Origin of the sequence: Mitsuaria sp. BK037, from assembly GCF_014193045.1 — a bacterium.
Classification (GTDB): domain Bacteria; phylum Pseudomonadota; class Gammaproteobacteria; order Burkholderiales; family Burkholderiaceae_C; genus Roseateles.
In genome coordinates this window covers 304,343-327,052 of record NZ_JACHYS010000001.1, presented here as the reverse complement: position 1 = coordinate 327,052, position 22,710 = coordinate 304,343, and the positions used below count along the sequence as shown (strand labels likewise).

Below are 22,710 nucleotides of genomic sequence, written 5' to 3'. Positions count from 1 at the left end.
TTCACTGCGTCGGGCGGCGCGCTGGCCGCCAGGTCGCGGGGCCTTGGCGGCGAGCGCCAAAACCCCGCGACCTGCCGTCCCCCATCACTGTCGTCCTGCCACGGATTGGGAGTGGGGACTGCCATGAAAAACGGCCCTTGCGGGCCGTGGGTGGGGTGCGGTGGGGTCAGCGCTTGGCGAGGCGCTGCCAGGTGTCGACGACGGTGTCCGGGTTCAGGGACAGCGACACGATGCCCTCGGCAGCCAGCCATTCGGCGAAGTCAGGATGATCGCTGGGACCCTGGCCGCAGATGCCGATGTACTTGCCGGTGGCGCGGCACGCCGTGATGGCGCGCGAGATCATTGCCTTGACCGCCGGGTCGCGTTCGTCGAAGTCGCCCGACAGCAACTCCAGGCCGGAATCGCGGTCCAGGCCCAGCGTCAGCTGCGTCAGGTCGTTGGAACCGATCGACATGCCGTCGAAATGCTCCAGGAACTGCTCGGCCAGGATGGCGTTGCTCGGGACCTCGCACATCATGATGACCCGCAGGCCATCCTGGCCGCCCGCGGCCGCGCGCTTCAGGCCGCGCTCGGCCAGCATCGCCACGACCTTCTCGGCCTGCCTGACGGTGCGGACGAAGGGCACCATGATCTCGACGTTGGTCAGACCCATGTCGTTGCGCACCCGCTTGAGCGCCTCGCATTCCATCGCGAACGCGTCCTGGAACTCGCCCGAGATGTAGCGCGACGCGCCACGGAAGCCCAGCATCGGGTTCTCTTCGTCCGGCTCGTAGCGCGAGCCGCCGATCAGCTTGCGGTACTCGTTGCTCTTGAAGTCGGACAGACGCACGATCACCGGCTGCGGCCAGAACGCGGCGGCGATGGTCGCGATGCCCTCGGCCAGCTTGTCGACGTAGAAGGCGCGCGGCGACGCATGGCCGCGGGCCACCGACTCGACCGCCTTCTTCAGGTCGTTGTCGATGTTCGGATAGTCCAGGATCGCCTTCGGGTGGACGCCGATGTTGTTGTTGATGATGAACTCGAGGCGCGCCAGGCCGACGCCGCTGTTGGGCATCTGCGCGAAGTTGAAGGCCAGCTGCGGATTGCCGACGTTCATCATGATCTTCACCGGGCTGTAGGGCATCTCGCCGCGGTGCACCTCGCTGACCTCGGTCTCGAGCAGGCCGTCGTAGATGAAGCCGGTGTCGCCCTCGGAGCAGGCCACGGTCACCAGTTGGCCGTCCTTGAGCTTGTCGGTCGCGTCACCGCAGCCCACCACCGCCGGGATGCCCAGCTCGCGCGCGATGATGGCCGCGTGGCAGGTGCGGCCGCCGCGGTTGGTGACGATGGCGCTGGCGCGCTTCATGACCGGTTCCCAGTTCGGGTCGGTCATGTCGGTGACCAGCACGTCGCCGGGCTGCACCCGTTCCATCTCCGCCACGCTGTCGACCAGCCGCACCGGGCCGGTGCCGATCTTCTGGCCGATCGCGCGGCCTTCGGCCAGCACCGTGCCCTGGCCCTTGAGCTTGAAGCGCTGCTCGACCTGGCCTTCGGCCTGGCTCTTCACCGTCTCCGGGCGCGCCTGCAGGATGTAGAGCTTGCCGTCGTTGCCGTCCTTGCCCCACTCGATGTCCATCGGGCGGCCGTAGTGCTGCTCGATGATCAGCGCGTACCTGGCCAGTTCGATGACGTCGTCGTCATTGAGCGAGTAGCGGTTGCGCTGCTCGACCTCGACCTCCACCGTCTTGACCAGCTTGCCGCTGGCCGCCTTCTCTTCCGGGGTCGAGAAGGTCATCTGGATCAGCTTGGAGCCGAGGTTGCGGCGGATCAGCGCGAACTTGCCGCGCTGCAGCGCCGGCTTGTGGACGTAGAACTCGTCGGGGTTGACCGCGCCCTGCACCACCGTCTCGCCCAGGCCGTAGCTGGAGGTGATGAAGACGACGTCCTTGAAGCCGGACTCGGTGTCGATGGTGAACATGACGCCGGCGGCGCCCAGGTCGGAGCGCACCATGCGCTGCACACCCGCCGACAGCGCCACGTCCGCGTGGGCGAAGCCCTTGTGCACGCGGTAGCTGATCGCGCGGTCGTTGTAGAGCGACGCGAAGACTTCCTTCATCTTGTGCAGCACGTCCTCGATGCCGACGACGTTCAGGAAGGTCTCCTGCTGGCCGGCGAAGGAGGCGTCGGGCAGGTCCTCGGCGGTCGCGGACGAGCGCACGGCGAAGGACGCGTCCGGGTTGCCAGCGGTCAGGCGCTCGAATTCGGCGCGGATGGCCGCTTCCAGGTCGGCCGGGAAAGGCTGGGCCTCGACCCAGCCGCGGATCTCGGCGCCGGCGGCGGCCAGGGCGCGCACGTCGTCGGTGTTCAGGTCGGCCAGGCGACGCTGGATGCGGGCATCCAGGCCCTCGTGCTTGAGGAAGTCGCGGAAGGCATGCGCGGTGGTCGCGAAGCCGCCGGGGACCCGCACGCCGGACTGGGCCAGCTGCGAGATCATTTCGCCGAGCGAGGCGTTCTTGCCGCCCACCGACTCGACGTCGGTCATCCTCAGTTTCTCGAAGGGTACCACCAGGGCGGTCGCCTCGAAGCGTGCATCAGACATGGGAAAACTCCGTGATGTTGAGAAACCGGGGCTCCCCGCGCGCTCCCGAGCGGGCCGGCGCGGCCGGCGGCTTCGAGGGAGACGGGCATGGCACGGCGCACGACAGGTCTTGTCGATTCTTGTGGGCGTCGCGGCGTGGCGTTCATGCGGTGGGCAGGGGCAAGTTGCGGGCGATTCTAGTGGGAGGCCGATCTATGATGTAAGCCCTCGTTCGGGGCCGGGCCGGTGAGATCCACCGGCGAAACTTCTCGCTTCGGCACGCGGCGTGCCCGCTTCCGCGAAGGCTCCCCGACCGGTTTCAAAGGCCTGACATGACCCAGCACACCGTCTACTTCGTCTCGGATGGCACCGGCATCACCGCCGAAACCTTCGGTAACTCCATCCTGGCGCAGTTCTCGGTCAAGGCCCGCCATGTGCGCCGCCCGTTCATCGACAGCGGCGAGAAGGCGCACCAGCTGGTGCAGGAGATCAACGAGACCGGCGAGCGCGAAGGCGTGCGCCCCATCGTCTTCGCCACGCTGGTGAACCGCGAGGTGCTCAACGTGGTGCGACAGGAGTGCAAGGGCCTGGTGATGGACATGTTCGGGACCTTCATCGCGCCGCTGGAGGATGAATTCCGCATCAAGTCCAGCCACCGCGTCGGGCGTTTCTCCGATGTCGCCAAGAGCCAGGAGTACCACGACCGGATCGAGGCGATCAATTTCTCGCTGGCGCATGACGATGGCCAGTCCGCGCGCAACCTCGATTCGGCGGACGTGATCCTGGTCGGCGTGAGCCGCTGCGGCAAGACGCCCACCTCGCTGTACCTGGCGATGCAGCACGGCATCAAGGCGGCCAACTACCCGCTGATTCCCGAGGACTTCGAGCGCGGTCATCTGCCTTCGCTGCTGGTGCCCCACAAGAAGAAGTGTTTCGGCCTGACGATCGATCCGGAGCGCCTGGCGCAGGTGCGCAACGAGCGCCGCCCGGGCAGCAAGTACGCCGACCTGATGAACTGCCATTACGAGGTCCGCGAGGCGGAGACGATGATGAAGAAGGCCGGGATCAACTGGCTGTCGTCGACGCACAAGTCGATCGAGGAGATCGCGACGACGATCCTTCGCGACATCCGCCCGGACCGGCTGATGTATTGAGCCCGGCGACGACGGATGCCGGCTTCCGCGCTGGCCCTGGTCGTCGCGGCGGCGCTGATCCACGCGCTGTGGAACTTCGCCGCGAAGAAGGCGCAGGGCAACCATCACTTCGCCTGCATGACGGCGCTTGGCGTCAGCCTGCTGTGGCTGCCGGCCGTCTTCGTGGTCGGGCTCGACGAGCTGCCCGGTTGGGGCTGGCAGGCATGGACCGCCACGGCCGCGAGCGCCGTCGTTCACCTGGCCTACTTCAACGCGCTGCTCGCCGGTTATCGCGCGGCGGACATGACGGTGGTCTATCCGGTCGCGCGCGGCAGCGGACCGCTGCTGTCCTCGCTCGTGGCCGTGCTGCTGCTGGGCGAGCATCTGGGGCTGGGCGGCGCGCTGGGCCTGGCGGGCGTGGTCGGCGGCATCCTGCTGATGGCGGCGGGGCCCGCTTTCTTCGCCAAGGACGCGGCGAGCGCCGATCCTGAGCGGCAGCGCAGACGCAAGTTGGGCATCGCGTGGGGCGCGCTGACCGGCGCGACCATCGCCGCCTACAGCGTGATCGACGGCTACGCGGTGAAGGTCCTGGCGCTGTCGCCCATCCTCTACGACTATTTCTGCAACCTGCTGCGGGTGCCGGTCAGCCTGCCGGCGGTGCTGCGCGATCGGGCGGGATTCCTGCCGGCGCTGCGCCGGCAGTGGAAGCATGCGCTGGTGGTAGCCATCGGCTCACCGGCGGCCTACATCCTGGTGCTCTACGCGATGAAGCTGGCGCCCTTGTCGCGCGTGGCGCCGGCGCGGGAGCTGTCGATGCTGTTCGCCGCGCTGATCGGCGGGCAATTGCTCGGCGAGGGCGAACGTGGCTGGCGCATCGCCGGGGCGGCGCTCATCGCGCTTGGCGTGGCGGCGCTGGCGGTGGCGCGTTGACCACCCTCCGGCCCTCGCCTCACGCGGACCTTCAGCCCAGCCGCCGCCTGGCGGATTCGTAGAGACAGATCGACGCCGCGCTCGCGACGTTCAGCGACTCCTCGCCGCCGGGCTGTGGGATGCCGACGCGCAGGGCGCAGCGCCGCATCAACGCCTCGCCGACGCCCTGCCCTTCGTGGCCCATGACCCAGGCGCAGGGGTTCGGCAGCTCGGCCTGATGCAGCAGCGCATCGGCGTGCGAGCTGGTCGCCAGCAGCGGCACCTTCAGCGCGTCGAGGTCCTCGACAGCCAGCCCCTCGATCAAGCTCAGCCCGAAATGCGCGCCCATGCCCGCGCGCAGCACCTTGGGCGACCACAGCGCCGCCGTGCCCTTCAGCGCGAGCATTTGCCGGAACCCGAGCGCCGCGGCGCTGCGCAGGATCGTGCCCACGTTGCCCGCGTCCTGCAGCCTGTCCAGCACGACGGAATCCGCCCCGGCGTCGATGCGCGGCTGCGCCGGCAACGCCAGTTCGAAGCCGATCTGCGCCGGCGACTCCAGCCCCGACACCGTCTTGAACAGCGCCGGCGAGACGACCAGCACCTTCGGCGCCGCGTCGGCCAGCGCGCGCAGCGCCTCGTCGGCCGCCGCCACGTCGGTGATCAGCGCCAGCGCCGGCCGCACGCCGCGCTGCACCGCGGCGCGCGCCAGGTGGTCGCCCTCCAGCCACACGCCGCCGAGCTTGCGGTAGGCGCCGCCGTCCTGCGCCAGCTTGCGCAGGCGCTGCAGGTGGGGGTTGTCTCGGGCGGTGATCGACTGCCAGCTCATGCGGCGCCTTCTTCAAAGTGATCCAACGAACGGGGCCGCGCGCGCTCCGGGAGGAGCGTTCGCGCGGCGGGATGCGCTCAGTCCAGCGCCGCGGCGTCGACCGCCAGGCGCATGTCGCTCAGGTCGAGCGACCGCACCGGCGCGAAGCTCTGCCGATGCCAGACCGTCGCGCCATGCACACGCAGCGCCTCGAGGTGCTCGCGCGTGCCGTAGCCCTTGTGGCTGTCGAAGCCGTACTGCGGATGCTGCTCGTGCATCTGCAGGCAGAAGCGGTCGCGGTGCACCTTGGCCAGGATGGACGCCGCCGAGATCGCCGGCACCAGCGCATCGCCCCGGACGATCGCCTCGGCCGGGATGCGCAGCACCGGCAGCCGGTTGCCGTCCACCTGGACGCGCCCGGGCTTCAGCCGCAGGCCCTCGACCGCGCGGCGCATCGCCAGCATCGTCGCCTGCAGGATGTTGATGCGGTCGATCTCCTCGACCGTCGCCTCCGCGATGCAGAAGCACAGCGCCTTGGCACGGATCTCGTCGAAGAGCTGCTCGCGCTTCTTCTCGCTCAGCACCTTCGAGTCGTTCAAGCCCTTGATCGGACTCTGGTCGTCGAGGATCACCGCCGCCGCGACCACCGGTCCGGCCAGCGGGCCCCGCCCCGCCTCGTCGACGCCGCACAGCAGGCCCTCGCCGGCCCATTCCAGGCCGAGCTGCGTCGGACGTTCAGGCGCCGAGGATTTTCGCGATCGCATCGCCGGCCCTTCGCGCGGTGTTGCAGCGCAGCTGTTGGTGGATCTCGAGGAAGCGCTCGCGCAGCCGCTCGCGCCGGGGCGCGTCGTCCAGCCACGCCAGGCCCTCGCGGGCGATGCGCTCGCCGGTGCACTCGTCCTGCAGGCATTCCGGCACCAGCGTCTCACGCGCCAGCACGTTGGGCAAGCCCACCCACGGCAACAGCGCCTTGCCCTTCATCCGCCAGGCATTGAACCAGTGCAGCTTGTAGGCGATCACCATCGGGCGCTTGAGCAGTGCCGCCTCCAGCGTCGCGGTGCCGCTGGCGACCAGCGTCAGGTCGCAGGCGGCCAGCGCGTCCTGCGCGCGGCCGTCCACCAGCGTCATCGGCAGGCCCTGGCCATGCTCGGCCATCAGCGCCTCGACCATCGGCCGCAACCCCGGCGCGATCGGGATCACGAAGCGCAGCGCCGGCCGCGCCTGCAGCATCCGCTGGGCCGCCTGCAGCAGCGGCGGGCCGATGTAGGTCAGCTCGCTGCGGCGGCTGCCCGGCAGGATCGCGACGACCGTGTCGCCCTCCGCCAGACCGAGCGCGGCGCGGGCATCCTCGCGGGGCGGCTCCAGCGGGATCTGGTCCGCGAGCGGGTGGCCGACGTAGGTCGCCGGGATGCCGGCCTTGGCCAGGATCTCGGGCTCGAACGGGAACAGGCACAGCACGTGGTCCGCGCTGCGCTTGATCGTGGTGACGCGCTCCGCGCGCCAGGCCCAGATCGACGGGCAGACGAAGTGCACGGTCTTGATGCCGGCTTCGCGCAGCCGCTGCTCCAGGCCGAAATTGAAGTCCGGCGCGTCGACGCCGACGAACACCGACGGGCGCTCCGCCAGCAGCCGATCCCCGAGCTGGCGGCGGATCGTCAGCAGCTCGCGGATGTTCTTGATCGCGTCCCAGTAGCCGAAGATCGACAGCTTGTGGCTGGGCCACCAGGCGTCGAAGCCCTGCGCCTGCATCTTCGGCCCGCCGATGCCCGCGGCGGTCAGGTCCGGCCAGCGCGCCTTCAAGCCCTGCAGCAGCAGGCTCGCGAGCAGGTCCCCGGAGGCCTCGCCGGCCACCAGGCCCAGTCGAGGATCCGTGGAGGTCATGTCAGGCGTCCGGGCCGATCAGCGGACGAGGCCGCGCTTGGCGCCGGCCAGGAAGTCCAGCATCACCTGGATGTCGCGGATGGACTCCGCGTCCTGGCCTTGCTTGAGCGCCTCCAGGTTGGCCACCGACTGCTCCAGCGTCGTGCCGTCGCGGAACAGCAGCTTGTGGACCTGGCGGATCACGCCCAGCCGGTCATTGCTGAAGCCGCGGCGGCGCAGCCCGGTGAGGTTGACCGCCCGCACCGTCAGCGGATTGCCGTCGACGGTCATGTACGGGGCGACGTCCTGCGCGACATGCCCCTGGAAGCCGATCATCGCGTGCGCGCCGACATGCACGAACTGGTGGACGCCGGTCAGGCCGCCGATGGTCGCCCAGTCGCCGACATGGACGTGGCCGGCCAGCGTGGCGTTGTTGGCCAGCACGCAGTGGTCGCCGACGATCACGTCATGCGCCAGATGCACGTAGGCCATGATCCAGTTGTCCGAGCCGACGCGGGTGACGCCCTGCTCCTTGAAGGTGCCGGTGTTGAAGGTGCAGAACTCGCGGATCGTGTTGCGATCGCCGATCACCAGCTCCGTCACCTCGCCGCCATGGCTCATGTCCTGCGGCATCGCGCCGATCGACGCGAACTGGAAGATGACGTTGTCGCGGCCGATCGTGGTCCTGCCCTCGACGACGGTGTGCGGACCGATGCGCGTGCCCGCGCCGATGCGCACCTCGGGGCCGATCACCGCGTAGGGACCGACCTGGACAGTGTCGTCGAGCTGCGCCTTCGGATCGACGATGGCGGTGGGATGGATCTGGGCCATGGGCGTGAGGAGGCTGCGGAAACGGGGCGGACGCCGGATCAGCAGTCCAGCTTGCGCATCGTGCACATCAGGCCGGCCTCGGCCACGATGTCGGTGCCCACCAGCGCCTTGGCGCCGAACTTGTAGATGCCGGCCTTGGCGCGGTCCAGCGTCACTTCCAGGATCAACTGGTCGCCCGGCTCCACCGGGCGCTTGAAGCGGGCGTTGTCGATGCCGGCGAAGTACACGACATGGTTCTCGTCCAGCGTGAAGTTGTAGCTCTCCACCGCCAGCAGCGTCGCGGCCTGCGCCAGCGCTTCCAGGATCAGCACGCCCGGCATCACCGGCCGGTGCGGGAAGTGGCCCAGGAAGAAGGGCTCGTTGATGCTGACGTTCTTGATCGCGCGGATGCGCACGCCCTTCTCCACCTCCAGGACGCGGTCCACCAGCAGGATCGGGTAGCGATGGGGCAGCTTCTCGAGGATGCCGTGGATGTCGATGCGGGTCTCGTTCATGTCGTCTTCTTTTCCAGGGCTCGCACGCGCTGGCGCAGCTCATAGAGCCCGCGCAGCGCGGCGGCGTTCTTCTGCCAGGACGCGGCGTCCTCGAAGGGCCACATGCCGGCGTAGGCGCCGGCCTTGTCGATGCTGTTGCTGATGTTGGCCGTCGGGCCGATCTGCACGCCGTCGGTGATCTTGATGTGGCCGTTGATGCGCGCCGCGCCGGCCACGATGCAGTTCGCGCCGATCTCGGCGCTGCCCGCGATCGCCACGGCGCCGGCGATGGCCGTGCCGCGGCCGATCTTCACGTTGTGGGCGATCTGGACCAGGTTGTCGATGATCACGCCGTCGGCGATCACCGTGTCGCCCAGCGCGCCGCGGTCGATGCAGGTATTGGCGCCGATCTCGACGCCGTCGCCGATGCGCACCGCGCCGAGCTGCTCGATCTTCACCCACTCGACGCCGGCGGCGCCCTTGGTGGGCGCGAAGCCGAAACCGTCGGCGCCGATCACCACGCCGCTGTGCACCAGCGAGTGGGCACCGATCACGCAGTCATGGCCGAACACCACATGGGGCGCCAGGCGCGTGTGCGCGCCGACGCGGGCGTCCTGTTCGACGATGGCGTGCGCGCCGATGCGGGCGCCGTCGCCCAGCACCGCGCCGGATTCGATCACCGCATGCGGGCCGACCTCGACGTCGCGGCCCAGGGTCGCATCCGCCGCGACGGTGGCCGTCGGATGGATGGCCGGCGCCGCGCGCGGCTTGCGCATGTTCGCGGCCCACCACTGGGTCAGGCGGGCGAAATAGAGGTAGGGATCCGGCGCGACGATGCAGCAGGCGGTCGAGCCATCCCCCCGGCGCGCCGCGGCGGCCTCGGCCAGCTTGGGCGACACGATCACGCAGGCCGCGCCGGTCGTGGCGAGCTGCGATTCGTACTTCGGATTCGAGAGGAAGGCGATCGCGTCCGCGCCGGCTTCCTCCAGGGGCGCGATCGTGCCGATCGCCACATCGGAGGCACCAACAAGATCGCCGCCCAAGGCGGCGATCAGATCCGAGACCACAAGCTGTTTCATGGTCACTTCTGTGCGTTGAGCTGGTCGATCACCTTCTTCGTGATGTCCACGCGGGGGCTGGCATGGATCGCATCCTGAACGATCAGGTCGTACTTGTCATCCTCGAAGATCTTCTTGATGACCTTGTTGGCTTTCTCGATCACCGCGGAGAGTTCCTCGTTCTTGCGCTGAGCAACGTCCTCGTTGAACTCCCGGCGCTTGCGCTGCAGGTCGCGGTCCTGCTCGATCAGCTCCCGCTGGCGGCGGCCCCGTTCGGCTTCGCTCAGCGCGGGGCTGTCCTTGTCGAGCTTCTCGGCGGCGCCGCGCAGCTTGGTCTCCAGGTCCAGCAGGGCCTTTTCGCGGCGGCTGAACTCGGCCTGCAGCTTGGTCTCGGCGGCCTTGGCCAGGTTGGTCTCGCGCAGGATCCGCTCGCTGTTGACGTAGCCGATCTTGACTTCCTGGGCTTGCGCGCCCAGGGTCGTCGCACCCGCCAACAGGACGGTGGCGACGATCTGCGACAGCTTGCTCTTCATCAGAATGCAGTCCCGATCTGGAATTGGAATCGCTCGATTCTATCCGTGGACTTCTTGCGGATCGGCGAGCCGTAGCTCAGGCGCAGCGGGCCCATCGGCGACAGCCAGCTGATGCCCACGCCGGCCGAGGCCCGGACGTCCTGGAAGTCCAGCTTCTCGTCCTGCCCCCAGACATTGCCGGCGTCGAGGAAGCCGAACAGGCGGAAGCTCTTGTCGTTGCCGGAGCCCGGCACCGGGACGTAGAACTCGGTGTTCAGGTTGAACTTGCGGTTGCCGCCGGTGTAGGAACCGGTGACGTCGACCGGACCCAGCGTGCCGGGCTCGAACACCCGCACCGAACCCAGGCCACCGCCGTAGAAGTTCTTGAAGATCGGATACGGCCGGCCGCCCAGGCCCTTGCCGTAGGCGAATTCGCCGTTGATCATCAGCGAGAACTTGCGGCCCAGCGGGAAGAACTCCTGGTACTGCAGGTTGGCGATCGTGTAGCGCGAGTCGCCGACCGGGCTCATTTCCAGGTTGACGCGCTTCATCGCACCGGCGGTCGGCGTGATCACCGAGTCACGGTTGTCCTTCTTCCAGCCGATCGTCAGCGGGATGGACATCGCCGAGGCGCCGAACTGCTCGCGGAACAGCCAGTAGCTGTTGGGCAGGCCGGTGCGCGTCGTGATGCGCGTGGTCTCGTAGCCGATGCCGAAGAACACCGTGTCGTCTTCCGAGAACGGCACGCCGAACTTGACCGAGCCGCCGTACGAGGCGAACTCGTATTCCTCGCCCAGGTTGTTGATCGGCTTGACGGTGCGGTAGAACACGTCGATCGCGCGCGACACGCCGTCGACGGTGAAGTACGGGTCCACCGTCGTCACGCCCAGCGAGCGACCGGTGCTGGCGGTGTTGACCTGGATGCCCAGGTAGTTGCCGGAGCCGAACACGTTCTCCTGCGAGATCGAGCCGGACAGCGACAGCTTGCTCGCGCTCGAGTAGCCGGCGCCGATCTGGATGTTGCCGGTCGGACGCTCCGTCACCGTCAGGGTGACGTCGACCTGGTCGGGCGAGCCCGGCACCTCGGTCGTGTCGATGGTGACGTCCTTGAAGTAGCCCAGCCGCTCGACGCGATCGCGCGAGGCCTTGATGCGCGCGCCGTCGTACCAGGACGATTCGAACTGGCGGAACTCGCGGCGGATGACCTCGTCGCGGGTGCGCGTGTTCCCGGAGATCAGCACGCGGCGCACGTAGACGCGGCGCTGCGGCTCGCCCACCAGCGTGACGGTGACCTGGCCAGTGGCGCGGTCGATCTCGGGCCGGCTCTCGACGCGGGCGAAGGCATAACCGAAGGTGCCGTACAGGTCCTGGAAGTTGCGCGTCGTCTGCGCCACCGCCTCACCGTTGTAGGGCTGGCCCGGCTTGAGCGCGACCAGGCGCTTGAACTCCTCTTCGCGTCCGAGGAAGTCGCCTTCGAGCTTGATGCCGTTGACGGTGTAGGGCTGGCCTTCGCTGATCGTGATCGCGACGCTGATGCTCTGCTTGTCCGGCGAGATCGTGACCTGCGTCGACTCGACGTTGAACTCCAGGTAGCCGCGGTTCAGGTAGTACGAGCGGATCGTCTCCAGGTCGGCGTTCAGCTTGGCGCGGGAATAGCGGTCGGTCTTGGTGTACCAGGTCAGCCAGCCGGAGGTGGTCTGCTCGAGCAGGCCGGTCAGCGTGCTCTCGCTGAAGACCTTGTTGCCGAGGATGCGGATCTCGGCGATCTTGGCCGGCTCGCCCTCGGTCACCGAGAAGCTGACGTTGACGCGGTTGCGCTCGATCGGGGTGATCGTCGTCGTGACCTCGGCGCCGTACAGCGAGCGGGTCAGGTATTGCCGCTTGAGCTCCTGCTCGGCGCGGTCGGCCAGCGCCTTGTCGAAGGGCTTGCCTTCGCCGATGCCCACGTCCTTCAGCGACTTGGTCAGGGCCTCGGTGTCGAACTCCTTGAGGCCAACGAAGCTGACGTTGGCGATGATCGGGCGTTCCTCGATCACGATGACGACCGCATCGGTGTCGAGGTTGATCCGCACGTCCTTGAACAGGCCGGTCGCGAACAGCGCACGCAGCGCGGCGGCGCCCTTCTCGTCGTTGTAGGTGTCACCGATGCGGAAGGGCAGCGCCGCGAAGACCGTGCCCGGGTCGGTACGCTGCAGGCCTTCGACGCGGATGTCCTTGAGTACGAACGGTTCGGCGGCCCAGGCGGAACCGGCGTGCAGCGCGGTGGCCAGCACCGCCAGTTGGATCACGTGGGGGCGCAGGGCGTCGGGCAGGAATCGGGACATGCGGAAGCTTCAGTGCAGACCCAGCGTGCGGGTCAGATCGTTGAAAAGGGCCAGGCTCATCATCAGCAGCACGACGGCGATGCCTGCACGTTGCAGCTGCTTGTGCCACCACTCAGAGACAGGGCGGCCGCTCAAACCCTCGAAAAGATAATACATCAGGTGTCCGCCATCGAGCATCGGCAGCGGCAGGAGGTTCAGCACCCCGAGGCTCACGCTGACCGCCGCGAGGAAACTCAGGAACGCCGTCAGCCCGAGGCTCGCCGACTGGTCCGCGGCCTTGGCGATCGTGAGGGGGCCGCTGAGGTTCTTTACCGAAGCTTCACCCACCAACATGCGACCCAGCGTCTTCACCGTCAGCGCGCTGAGTTCCCAGGTCCGGGTCAGGCCTTGCCTCACCGATTCGACGGGGCCGTAGTGCACGGTGACCAGCGCCGGCCGGGCATCGAAGCCGGCGCCGATGCGCGCGACGCGCTGGTCGCTGGCGATCTCGACGCGCGGCGTGACCACCCGCTCGAGTTGCTGGCCGTCGCGAAGGACCTGCAGTCTGAGCGGCTCCGCCTGGTTGTCGACCACCGCGCGGCGCACGCGCTGGATGAACCAGGCGACATCCGGCACCGGCTCGTCATTGACACGCAGCACGCGATCCCCGGGCAGCAGGCCGGCGGCCTCGGCGGGCTCGCCCGGGACCATGCGCCCCAGCACCGGCTCGACGAACACGCCGCCCAGGCCGATGCGGCCCATGGTCTTCTCGTCGAAGTCGCGGCTCTCCAGGGTGTCTGTCTCCAGCCGGACCGTGCGGCGGCCATGGCCGGCCGCGTCGCTGACGCTCAGCAGCAGCGGCCGCTTGTCGGCCACCGCCTGCGCCAGCTGCCAGCCGAAGTCCGGCATCGATCGCACGTCCTCCCAGTCCTCGCCATCGGAGGACCAGGCCTGCACCAGGTCGCCGGCGCGCAGGCCGGCACGCTCGGCCAAGCCTCCGGCCACCGGCGAACCGAGCAGCGCCTTGGGCTCCTCGCGCCCGATCCAGCCGACCACCGCGAACAGCAGCACCGCCAGGATCAGGTTGGCGGCCGGGCCCGCGGCGACGATGGCCGCGCGCTGCCACAGGGATTTGCGATTGAAGGCCTGCGACTGCTCGCCCGGCGCCACCGGGCCGTCGCTTTCATCGAGCATGCGGACATAGCCGCCGAGCGGGATGGCGCTGAGCGTGAACTCGGTGCTGTCCGGCGACTTGCGCCGACGCAGCAGCACGCGGCCGAACCCGACCGAGAAGCGCAGCACCTTGACGCCGCAAGCGCGGGCGACGCGATAGTGACCCCACTCGTGGATCACGATCAGGATGCCCAGCGTGACGAGGAAATAGAGGACTTGGGAGAGCATCGCGGGCGTCCTGGATCGAAGGCGGGATCGGTGTGGCGACCGGTGACGGAAGGGTCAGACCGCGGCGGCAAGCGCCGCGATCCGCTGCCGGGCGTGCCGGCGGGCCCGGGCATCGAGCGCCAGCAGGCCTTCGACGCTGTCGACCTCGCCGGCCTGCGGCATCACCGCCTCGAGCGCGTCGCGGTTGATGCGGCAGATGTGATCGAAGCGCAGCTGGCGGTCCAGGAAGGCGGCCACCGCCTCCTCGTTGGCCGCGTTCAGGACCGCGGTGCTGCCCTCGGCCGCGCGCAGCGCCTGCCACGACAGGTGCAGGCCGGGGAAGCGGACCGCGTCCGCCTCCTCGAAGGCCAGGCTGGGCGTCTTGAGCAGGTCCAGCAGCCCGGCGCCCGACTCGACGCGCTCGGGGAAGGCCAGCGCATAGGCGATGGGCACCCGCATGTCGGGCGTGCCGAGCTGCGCCAGCACCGAGTGGTCGCGGCAGACCACCATCGAGTGCACGATGCTCTGCGGGTGGATCAGGACCTTGATCTGCTCGGGCTTGAGGTTGAAGAGCCAGCGCGCCTCGATGACCTCGAGCGCCTTGTTCATCATCGTGGCCGAGTCCACCGAGATCTTGCGGCCCATCACCCAGTTCGGATGCGCACAGGCCTGCTCCGGCGTGACATCGGCGAGCGAGGCCGGATCACGCTGGCGGAACGGACCGCCGGACGCGGTGAGCACGATGTGGTCGATGCGCCGGGACCAGGTCGACCGGTCCTCGGGCAGGCACTGGAAGATCGCCGAGTGCTCCGAGTCCACCGGCAGCAGCGTGGCGCCGCCCTGCTCGACCGCCTGCATGAACAGCGCGCCGCCGAGCACGATGGCTTCCTTGTTGGCCAGCAGCAGCCGCTTGCCCGCGCGCGCCGCGGCCATCGCTGGCGGCAGTCCGGCCGCGCCGACGATCGCCGCCATCACCGCGTCCACCTCGGGGTGGGCGGCGATCTCGCTGAGCGCGGCCATGCCGTCCAGCACCTCGGTGCGCGAGCCGGCTTCGCGCAGTCTCGCGCGCAGCTGCGCCGCCAGCGCGGCATCCGGCAGCACAGCGAAACGCGGCTGATGCTGCAGGCATTGGGCCGCCAGTTCGTCGACGCGACTCATCGCCGACAGCGCGAAGACGCGGTAGCGGTCGGGATGACGCGCGATCACGTCCAGCGTGCTGGTGCCGATCGATCCGGTGGATCCCAGCACGCAGACCTGCTGCGGACGTTGGAAGGTGGAGCTCATCGCTGGGAAATCCGCGGTATCAGAGGGAGGTCAGCGCCAGCGCCAGCGGCAGGACCGGCAGCAGCGCGTCGACACGGTCGAGCACGCCGCCATGGCCGGGCAGCAGCTGGCTGCTGTCCTTGGCGCCGGCGGCCCGCTTGACCAAGGATTCGAACAGGTCGCCGACGACGCTCATCGCCGACAGGAAGACCAGCGCCAGCAGCGACACCAGGCCCAGCCGCTGCACCAGCACGGTGTACATCGAGGGGGAATCCACCGGCAGGCGCAGGTCGATCACATGCACCCAGACGACGCCCAGGACGATGACGCCGACCAGGCCGCCGATCGCGCCTTCCCAGCTTTTGCCCGGGCTGATCGCCGGCGCCAGCTTGCGACGGCCGAAGGTCTTGCCGGCGAAGTAGGCGGCGACGTCGGCCATCCAGACCAGGCACATCGCCGACAACAGGAAATTGATGCCGCGCTGGCGCGCGACGACCAGCGCCAGCCAGGCCGCCCATAGCAGCACCGCCCCGAGGAGCAGCCGCAGCGCCGGCGACAGTCTGGGCCAGCCGGCCACGCCGACGGCCAGCGCGCGCACGCCGCCGAGCACCCACAGCCCGCCCGCCAGCCACCAGCACCAAGCCGGCACCTGGAAGCCGACGACGTAGAACGTCGCCGCGCAGGCCGCCGCCAGCGCGGCGCCGAACACGAGCGCCGGAGCGCCGGGCTTGCCGTTCAGCCGCGACCATTCCCACCCGGCCGCCGCGATCATGACCAGCGTCAGCAGCGCGAACCACATCGGGTTCGACGCGAACAGCGCCGGCAACAGGATCGCGAGCAGGACCAGGGCCGTGATCACGCGCTGAAGCAGCATTTCAAGCCTCCTGGGCAACGCCCGGCACGTTGACGCCACCGAAGCGGCGGTCGCGCGCCCGGAACGCGGCGATCGCCTCGTCCAGTTGCGCTTCGCCAAACTCCGGCCACAGGCAATCGGAGAACACGAACTCGGTGTAGGCGGTCTGCCAGAGCATGAAGTTGCTGATGCGCAGCTCGCCGCCGGTGCGGATGAACAGGTCGGGGTCCGGTGCATAGCTCATCGCCATGAACTCGGAGAGCTTCGCCTCGGTCAACTCGGCCGGTTGCACGCCGGCCTCCATCGCCTTGCGGCAGGCCTGGACGATGTCCCAGCGGCCACCGTAGTTGAACGCGACGTTCAGCGTCAGCTTGCTGTTGTGGGCGGTCGAGTTCTCGGCCTCGGCCCAGGCGGCCCGCAGCTTGTCGGACACCGCCTCGCGGTCGCCGACGATGCGGATGCGCACGCCCATCGCGCCCATGCGCGCCAGGTAGCGGGACACCGCCGCCAGCACCAGGCCCATCAGGCCGGACACCTCGTCGCTGGGCCGCTTCCAGTTCTCGCTGGAGAAGGCAAAGACGGTGAGGTACTCGATGTCGCGGTCGATGCAGGCCTGCACCACGCGCACCAGGGCGTCCACGCCCTGCTTGTGGCCGAAGAAGCGCGGCAGGAAGCGCTTCTTCGCCCATCGACCGTTGCCATCCATGACGATGGCCACATGGCGGGGCACACCCGCCTTGCTGTCGGCGCTCACAAGGACGCGACGATCAGACGGCCATGATCTCGGCTTCCTTGGCCGAGAGCAGCTTGTCGATCTCGTTGACGACGCGGTCGGTCAGCTTCTGGACCTCGTCCTGGCTGCGACGCTCGTCGTCCTCGGTGATGAGCTTGTCCTTGGCCATCTTCTTGGCCTGCTCGTTGGCGTCGCGGCGCAGGTTGCGCACGGCGACCTTGGCATCCTCGGCGGCGCCCTTGGCGACCTTCACCAGATCGCGGCGGCGCTCTTCCGACAGCGGCGGCATCGGCACGCGGATCAGGTCGCCCTGCGACGACGGGTTCAGGCCCAGGTCGGATTCGCGGATGGCCTTCTCGATCTTCTGGCCCATGCCCTTCTCCCAGGGCTGCACGCTGACCGTGCGGGCGTCCAGCAGCGTGACGTTGGCCACCTGCGAGATCGGCACCATCGAGCCGTAGTAGTCCACGTGCACCTGGTCCAGCAGGCCGGGGTGGGCGCGACCGGTGCGGATCTTCTGCAGTTCGTTCTTGTAGGCCTCGACGGACTTGGCCATCTTGGCTTCGACGTTCTTCTTGATGTCGGCGATGCTCATGTTCTTTTCCTCGGATCAAAGGGTCGAGCGGGATCGGCGGAGCAGGATCCGCTCCCGGTGGAGCGGCGATCCGGACTCCAACGCGCGAGCCGCCTCAGACGTGCACCAGGGTGCCTTCGTCCTCTCCCATCACGACGCGCTTGAGCGCGCCCGGCTTGAAGATCGAGAACACCTTGATGGGGAGCTTCTGGTCACGGCACAGCGCGAACGCGGTCGCGTCCAGGACTTGCAGGTTCTTGCTGATGGCCTCGTCGAAGGTGATGCGGGCGTAGCGCGTCGCGGTCGGGTCCTTCTTCGGGTCGGCGGTGTAGACGCCGTCCACCTTGGTCGCCTTGAGCATGATCTCGGCGCCCACTTCCGCGCCGCGCAGCGCGGCGGCCGTGTCGGTCGTGAAGAAGGGGTTGCCGGTGCCGGCGGCGAACACGACGACCTTGCCCTCTTCCAGATACTGCAGCGCCTTGGGGCGCACGTAAGGCTCGACGACCTGCTCGATCGCGATCGCCGACATGACGCGGGCGGTCATGCCTTCCTGGCGCATCGTGTCGGCCAGGGCCAGCGAGTTCATCACCGTCGCCAGCATGCCCATGTAGTCGGCCGTCGCGCGGTCCATGCCCACCGAGCCACCCGCCACGCCGCGGAAGATGTTCCCGCCGCCGATGACGACCGCGACTTCGACGCCGAGCTTCGTCACTTCCTGGATTTCCTGGACCATGCGCACGATGGTCGCGCGGTTGATGCCGTAGGAGTCGTCGCCCATCAGGGCTTCACCGGAAAGCTTGAGCAGGATGCGTTTGTGGGCGGGCATTGTTACCTCGTCAATACAGCCGATAGAGAGAGTGTCGTGCGTGCGCCTGCATGCGCAAGCGCACAAGTGTAAAGGGCGCCAGAGGCGCCCTTTTTGAGTCGCGATGCTTATTGCTGCTTGCTCGCGGCCGCCACCTGGGCAGCCACTTCGGCGGCGAAGTCGTCGACCTTCTTCTCGATGCCCTCGCCCACCACGTACAGGGTGAACGACTTCACCGTCGTGGCCTTCTCCTTAAGCATCTGGGCGACGGTCTGCTTGCCGTCGGCGGCCTTCACGAAGACCTGGTCCAGCAGCGAGACTTCCTTCAGGAACTTCTGCACCGAGCCCTCGACCATCTTGGCGACGATCTCGGCCGGCTTGCCGGATTCGGCGGCCTTCTCGGCGGCGATCTTGCGCTCCTTCTCGACCAGCTCGGCCGGGACTTCGGCGGACGACAGCGCAGCCGGCTTCATCGCGGCGACGTGCATCGCGACGTCCTTGGCGGCGACTTCGTCACCCTCGAACTCGACGATCACGCCGATGCGGGTGCCGTGCAGGTAGGACGCCAGCTTGGCGCCTTCGTAGCGCTTGAAGCGGCGGATCGTCATGTTCTCGCCGATCTTGCCGATCAGGCCCTTGCGCACGTCCTCGACCGTCGGGCCGAAGCCTTCCTGCGACAGCGGCAGGGCGGACAGGGCGGCGATGTCGGCGGGATTGTTCTCGGCGACCAGGCCGGCCAGCGCGTTCACGAAGGCCAGGAAGGCGTCGTTCTTGGAAACGAAGTCGGTTTCGCAGTTGACTTCGATGACGGCACCGGCGGCACCCTTCACCGCGGCGGCGACGACGCCTTCGGCGGTGATGCGCGAGGCGGCCTTGCCGGCCTTGTTGCCCAGCTTGACGCGCAGGATCTCTTCCGCGCGGGTCATGTCGCCGTCGGCCTCGGTCAGGGCCTTCTTGCACTCCATCATCGGGGAGTCGGTGCGGGCGCGCAGCTCGGCGACCATGCTTGCGGTAATTGCTGCCATTTCAATCTCCGTGTGTCGCGGCCCGGAACGACCCGGCGCCGCGGAATTCTGAATCTGGTTGGACGAAGGGGGCTGAATCAGCCCCCTTGTCATGTCCCTTGAGGGCTTCGGGCCTGGATCAGGCGCCTTCGTTCACTTCCACGAACTCGTCGCCTTCGGCGGCGACGGCCTGGACGACTTCGTTCGTCGAGTTGGCACGGCCTTCCAGCACGGCGTCGGCGACGGCCTTGGCGTACAGGGCGACAGCCTTGGCCGAGTCGTCGTTGCCGGGGATGACGTAGTCGATGCCTTCGGGCGAGTGGTTGGTGTCGACGACGCCGATGACCGGGATGCCCAGCTTCTTGGCTTCGGCGACGGCGATCTTGTGGTAGCCGACGTCGATGACGAACAGGGCGTCAGGCAGCGCGGCCATGTCCTGGATGCCGCCGATGTTCTTTTCCAGCTTACTGATGTCGCGCTGGAACATCAGGGCTTCCTTCTTGATCGCGGGCTGGGTGCCGGCGTCGATCTGGCTCTGCATGTCCTTGAGCTTCTTCAGCGAGGTCTTGACCGTCTTGAAGTTGGTCAGCGTGCCGCCCAGCCAACGCTGGTTCACGCTGGGCACGCCGGCGCGCTCGGCTTCGGCGGCGACGATGTCACGGGCCTGGCGCTTGGTGCCGACCATCAGGATCGTGCCGCGCTTGGCAGCGAGCTGGCGCACGAACTTCAGGGCTTCCTCGAACGCGGGCAGCGTCTTCTCGAGGTTGATGATGTGGATCTTGTTGCGATGGCCGTAGATATACGGGGCCATCTTGGGGTTCCAGAAGCGGGTTTGGTGACCGAAATGGACGCCGGCTTCCAGCATCTCACGCATCGTGACGGACATAAGTACTCCGAAGGTTGGTTCTAGAATCCGGCACGAATTGCGACGTCTGCTTGTACGTTGCAACACCTTGATTCGCCGGATCCGCGAATTTGCGATGTGCGACAAGGACTTGGATCCTCCGCCTGCACACCGCGTTCCCGCCGGATTCCAGCCCCCTTGGCTGGGTCGTCCGGCAAAAACCCGAAGAGTATAACCCGTTTTGGCATGCCGATCGACTTGACCGACGCGCTGGCGTCCCTGCGCGAGGGCCGCCAGTCGGCCGCCGCCCTGCTCGCCACCAACCTGGCCCGCGCCAACACCCCGGCCTGCGAGCACGTCTTCCTGCGACGCTTCGACGCGGAGGCCCTCGCCGCCGCCCAGGCCAGCGACGCAGCGGCGGCCCGCGGCGAGCCTCGCCCGCCGCTGGGCGGCCTGGCGGTCTCGGTGAAGGACCTGTTCGACGTCGCCGGCATGCCGACCACGGCAGCCTCCGCCGCGATGGACGACGCCCCGCCCGCCACCCGCGACGCCCCGGCCGTGGCCCGGCTGCGCGCCGCCGGCGCGGCGCTGGTCGGCCACACCCATCTGAGCGAGTTCGCCTTCTCCGGCGTCGGCATCAATCCGCACCACGGCACGCCCCGCAATCCGGTGACACACGCCCTCGACGGCCTGGACCGCATCCCCGGCGGCTCGACCTCCGGCGGCGCGGTCAGCGTCGCGGCGGGCGCGGCGTGGGCCGCGCTCGGCTCGGACACCGGCGGCTCGCTGCGCATCCCGGCCGCGCTGCAGGGTCTGGTGGGCTTCAAGGGCACGGCGCGGCGGGTGCCGCTGGGCGGCTGCCTGCCGCTCTCGCCGTCGCTGGACACGGCCGGCGCGATCACGCGCTCGGTGAGGGACGCGGCGCTGCTCGATTCGGTGCTGAGCGGCGCTCCGCTAGAGATCGACGCGCGCCCGCTGTCGGCCTGGCGATTCGCGATCACGCCGACCTTCATGCAGGACGAGCTGGAGCCGGCGATCGCGAGCGCCTTCGAGCGCGCCCTGGCGACGCTGCGATCGGCCGGCGCGCGCATCGAGGAACGCGCGCTGCCCGCCCTGCCCCGTGTGGCGGAACTGCAAACCCAGGGCGGCATCACCGCCGCCGAGGCCTGGGCGTGGCACCATGCGCGCCTCGCCGAACGCGGCGACCGCTACGACCCGCGCGTCGCGCTGCGCATCCGCCGCGGCGCGTCGATCGCGCCCGACGCCTACCAGGCGCTGCTCGACGCGCGCCAGCGCTGGATCCACGACATGAAGACCTCGATGCAGGGCATCGATGTCTTCCTCAGCCCCACCGTTCCCCTGCAAGCCCCGGAGATCGCCCCCTTGCTGCACAGCGACGACCTGTTCTTTGCCACCAACGCGCGCCTGCTGCGCAACACCGCCGTCGTGAACCTGCTCGACGGCTGCGCGATCTCGATCCCGTGCGAGCGCCCAGGCGAGCTGCCGGTCGGCCTGATGCTGTGGGCGCCGGCGTCGCGCGACGCCGCCGTGCTCGGCGCGGCCGCGCGCGTCGAAGCGGCCCTGGCGGCGGGAGCGCGCTGAGATGCGGATCGCCATCATCGGCGCCGGCCTGGCCGGCGTGACCAGCGCCTACGAACTCGCGCTGCAAGGGCACGAGGTCCAGGTCTTCGAGCGCGACACCACCGTCGCGACCGGCGCGAGCTTCGCGCCGCCGGGGCTCATCGCGCCGGGCCTGATGGCCGCGCGGGCGAACGCGCCGCTGCGCTGGCGCGGCAAGCCGGGCCAGATCGGCTGGCGCTTCGCCCACTGGCGCGCCGGTCGTGCGCGCGGCGCGCAGGCGATGCCCGAGGCGCTGCACGCGCTGGCGCTGCGCGGGCAGGCGGTGATGGCGGTGTGGCGACGTGAACTCCAGATGGAGGTCGAGCGCGAGGCCGGCGTGCTGCTGCTGTGGCGCAGCGCCAAGGACTACAAGGCCGCGGCGGCGCTGCTCGCCCGGCTGCAGGAGCGGCAGGTGCCGCATCGTGAGCTCGATGCCGAGGGATGCCGCGCGCAGGAACCCGGACTCAACGCCGAAACGCCGCTGCACGGCGGCATCCTGCTGACGCAGGACGAGGCCGCCAACGCGCGCCAGTTCAGCCAGGCGCTGCGGGTGGAGGCACAGCGGCTGGGCGTGCGCTGGCACTTCAACACCGACGTGCTGCGCGTCGAGCCGGGCAGCTCGCCCGCGGTGCACGTCGCGGCCGGCGAGCCGGTGCGCGTGAACGCGGTGCTGGTGTGCGCGGGCAAGGGCGCGGCGCCGCTGCTCGCGGCGCAGGGCCTGAAGCTGCCCTGGGGGACGGTCCACACCCACACGATCACGGCACCGCTGCGGCAGCTGGAAGCGCACCCGGACCTGGGGCCGCGCGCCACCGTGGTCGACATGAGCCTCGGCGTCAGCCTCACCCGGCTGGGGCAGCGCGTGCGCGTGGGCGGCGCCAATGAGCTCGGCGGCGCCTCGTCGCAGCCCGACGGCCAGTCGATGGGCGCGTTGCACCAGGCGGCGCATGACTGGTTCCCCGGCGCGCTGCTGGCCGGCGGACAACAGCGCTGGAAGACCGCGCGGCTGCTGCTGCCCGACGAGCTGCCGCTGATCGGCGAGTCGGGCCTGCCCGGCGTCTGGCTCAACATCGGCCACGGCGAGCATGGCTGGACCATGGCCGGCGCCGCGGCGCAATTGATCTCGGCCCGGCTGGCGAAGCAGGACCCGGGCATCGACGCCGCGCTGCTGGAGCCCGGCCGGCTGCGCTGACCAT

General features: G+C 69.0%; 21 protein-coding genes. 4 read left to right on the top strand and 17 right to left on the bottom strand.

The features are described 5' to 3' along the window. Nucleotides 1–166: 166 nt before the first annotated feature. Nucleotides 167–2,578 carry a phosphoenolpyruvate synthase gene (ppsA, locus tag FHT37_RS01435; RefSeq protein WP_091723027.1) on the bottom strand — a complete coding sequence of 804 codons (2,412 nt, stop codon included), beginning with the start codon at nucleotides 2,576–2,578 and terminating at the stop codon, nucleotides 167–169. Between the two features lie 311 nt (nucleotides 2,579–2,889). Between ppsA and FHT37_RS01430 the strand changes: the two genes are divergently transcribed. Continuing rightward, on the top strand, nucleotides 2,890–3,711 hold the full coding sequence (locus FHT37_RS01430) for a pyruvate, water dikinase regulatory protein (RefSeq protein WP_091723022.1): 822 nt from the start codon (nucleotides 2,890–2,892) through the stop codon (nucleotides 3,709–3,711). A gap of 15 nt (nucleotides 3,712–3,726) precedes the next feature. Further along, entirely contained in the window at nucleotides 3,727–4,620 is an 894-nt protein-coding gene (locus FHT37_RS01425; RefSeq protein WP_183478552.1) for an EamA family transporter, read from the top strand. Between the two features lie 31 nt (nucleotides 4,621–4,651). Here the strand turns inward: FHT37_RS01425 and FHT37_RS01420 are convergent, their stop codons facing one another. From FHT37_RS01420 to rpsB, 16 genes are all read right to left on the bottom strand, one after another. Next, on the bottom strand, nucleotides 4,652–5,425 hold the full coding sequence (locus FHT37_RS01420; RefSeq protein WP_183478551.1) for an RNA methyltransferase: 774 nt from the start codon (nucleotides 5,423–5,425) through the stop codon (nucleotides 4,652–4,654). Nucleotides 5,426–5,502: 77 nt separating this feature from the next. Continuing rightward, entirely contained in the window at nucleotides 5,503–6,168 is a 666-nt protein-coding gene (rnhB, locus tag FHT37_RS01415; protein WP_091723010.1) for a ribonuclease HII, read from the bottom strand. Further along, nucleotides 6,140–7,285, bottom strand: a complete 1,146-nt coding sequence (lpxB, locus tag FHT37_RS01410) for a lipid-A-disaccharide synthase (RefSeq protein WP_183478550.1) — start codon at nucleotides 7,283–7,285, stop codon at nucleotides 6,140–6,142. The genes rnhB and lpxB overlap by 29 nt, the downstream gene beginning before the upstream one ends. Nucleotides 7,286–7,303: 18 nt before the next feature. Next, nucleotides 7,304–8,095 (bottom strand): acyl-ACP--UDP-N-acetylglucosamine O-acyltransferase, encoded by a 792-nt coding sequence (lpxA, locus tag FHT37_RS01405; RefSeq protein ID WP_091723002.1) that lies wholly within the window; start codon nucleotides 8,093–8,095, stop codon nucleotides 7,304–7,306. A gap of 38 nt (nucleotides 8,096–8,133) precedes the next feature. After that, the gene (fabZ, locus tag FHT37_RS01400; RefSeq protein WP_091722999.1) at nucleotides 8,134–8,589 is read right to left on the bottom strand and encodes a 3-hydroxyacyl-ACP dehydratase FabZ; all 456 of its coding nucleotides are present in this window, start codon (nucleotides 8,587–8,589) and stop codon (nucleotides 8,134–8,136) included. Continuing rightward, entirely contained in the window at nucleotides 8,586–9,647 is a 1,062-nt protein-coding gene (gene lpxD / locus FHT37_RS01395) for a UDP-3-O-(3-hydroxymyristoyl)glucosamine N-acyltransferase (protein WP_183478549.1), read from the bottom strand. The genes fabZ and lpxD overlap by 4 nt, the downstream gene beginning before the upstream one ends. 2 nt (nucleotides 9,648–9,649) lie before the next feature. Next, complete coding sequence (locus FHT37_RS01390) at nucleotides 9,650–10,159, bottom strand: OmpH family outer membrane protein (protein WP_091722990.1); 510 nt, start codon at nucleotides 10,157–10,159, stop codon at nucleotides 9,650–9,652. Continuing rightward, a complete protein-coding gene (gene bamA, locus FHT37_RS01385) occupies nucleotides 10,159–12,462 on the bottom strand; it encodes an outer membrane protein assembly factor BamA (protein WP_091722986.1) in 2,304 nt (767 codons plus the stop codon). Before bamA ends, FHT37_RS01390 begins: the two co-directional genes overlap by 1 nt. A gap of 9 nt (nucleotides 12,463–12,471) precedes the next feature. Further along, nucleotides 12,472–13,842: an RIP metalloprotease RseP gene (gene rseP, locus FHT37_RS01380; protein ID WP_183478548.1), complete on the bottom strand. Its 1,371-nt coding sequence runs from the start codon at nucleotides 13,840–13,842 to the stop codon at nucleotides 12,472–12,474. 54 nt (nucleotides 13,843–13,896) lie between these two features. Further along, a complete protein-coding gene (ispC, locus tag FHT37_RS01375; RefSeq protein WP_183478547.1) occupies nucleotides 13,897–15,105 on the bottom strand; it encodes a 1-deoxy-D-xylulose-5-phosphate reductoisomerase in 1,209 nt (402 codons plus the stop codon). A 19-nt stretch (nucleotides 15,106–15,124) separates the two neighbouring features. Next, nucleotides 15,125–15,958, bottom strand: a complete 834-nt coding sequence (locus FHT37_RS01370; RefSeq protein ID WP_147241941.1) for a phosphatidate cytidylyltransferase — start codon at nucleotides 15,956–15,958, stop codon at nucleotides 15,125–15,127. Nucleotide 15,959: 1 nt separating this feature from the next. Continuing rightward, the gene (uppS, locus tag FHT37_RS01365; RefSeq protein WP_255511904.1) at nucleotides 15,960–16,691 is read right to left on the bottom strand and encodes a polyprenyl diphosphate synthase; all 732 of its coding nucleotides are present in this window, start codon (nucleotides 16,689–16,691) and stop codon (nucleotides 15,960–15,962) included. 13 nt (nucleotides 16,692–16,704) lie between these two features. Beyond that, nucleotides 16,705–17,265 carry a ribosome recycling factor gene (gene frr, locus FHT37_RS01360; protein WP_091722973.1) on the bottom strand — a complete coding sequence of 187 codons (561 nt, stop codon included), beginning with the start codon at nucleotides 17,263–17,265 and terminating at the stop codon, nucleotides 16,705–16,707. Between the two features lie 94 nt (nucleotides 17,266–17,359). Next, nucleotides 17,360–18,070, bottom strand: coding sequence for a UMP kinase (pyrH, locus tag FHT37_RS01355; protein ID WP_091722969.1), 711 nt, complete (start codon nucleotides 18,068–18,070; stop codon nucleotides 17,360–17,362). 107 nt (nucleotides 18,071–18,177) lie between these two features. Continuing rightward, on the bottom strand, nucleotides 18,178–19,074 hold the full coding sequence (gene tsf, locus FHT37_RS01350; RefSeq protein WP_091722965.1) for a translation elongation factor Ts: 897 nt from the start codon (nucleotides 19,072–19,074) through the stop codon (nucleotides 18,178–18,180). A gap of 118 nt (nucleotides 19,075–19,192) precedes the next feature. Further along, nucleotides 19,193–19,939 carry a 30S ribosomal protein S2 gene (gene rpsB, locus FHT37_RS01345; RefSeq protein ID WP_091722962.1) on the bottom strand — a complete coding sequence of 249 codons (747 nt, stop codon included), beginning with the start codon at nucleotides 19,937–19,939 and terminating at the stop codon, nucleotides 19,193–19,195. Between the two features lie 204 nt (nucleotides 19,940–20,143). Here rpsB and FHT37_RS01340 point away from each other — a divergent pair, with 204 nt between their 5' ends. Together FHT37_RS01340 and FHT37_RS01335 are read left to right on the top strand one after the other, a co-directional pair. Then, nucleotides 20,144–21,499 (top strand): amidase, encoded by a 1,356-nt coding sequence (locus FHT37_RS01340; protein ID WP_183478546.1) that lies wholly within the window; start codon nucleotides 20,144–20,146, stop codon nucleotides 21,497–21,499. A 1-nt stretch (nucleotide 21,500) separates the two neighbouring features. Beyond that, nucleotides 21,501–22,706: an FAD-dependent oxidoreductase gene (locus FHT37_RS01335; RefSeq protein WP_183478545.1), complete on the top strand. Its 1,206-nt coding sequence runs from the start codon at nucleotides 21,501–21,503 to the stop codon at nucleotides 22,704–22,706. Nucleotides 22,707–22,710: the final 4 nt, after the last annotated feature.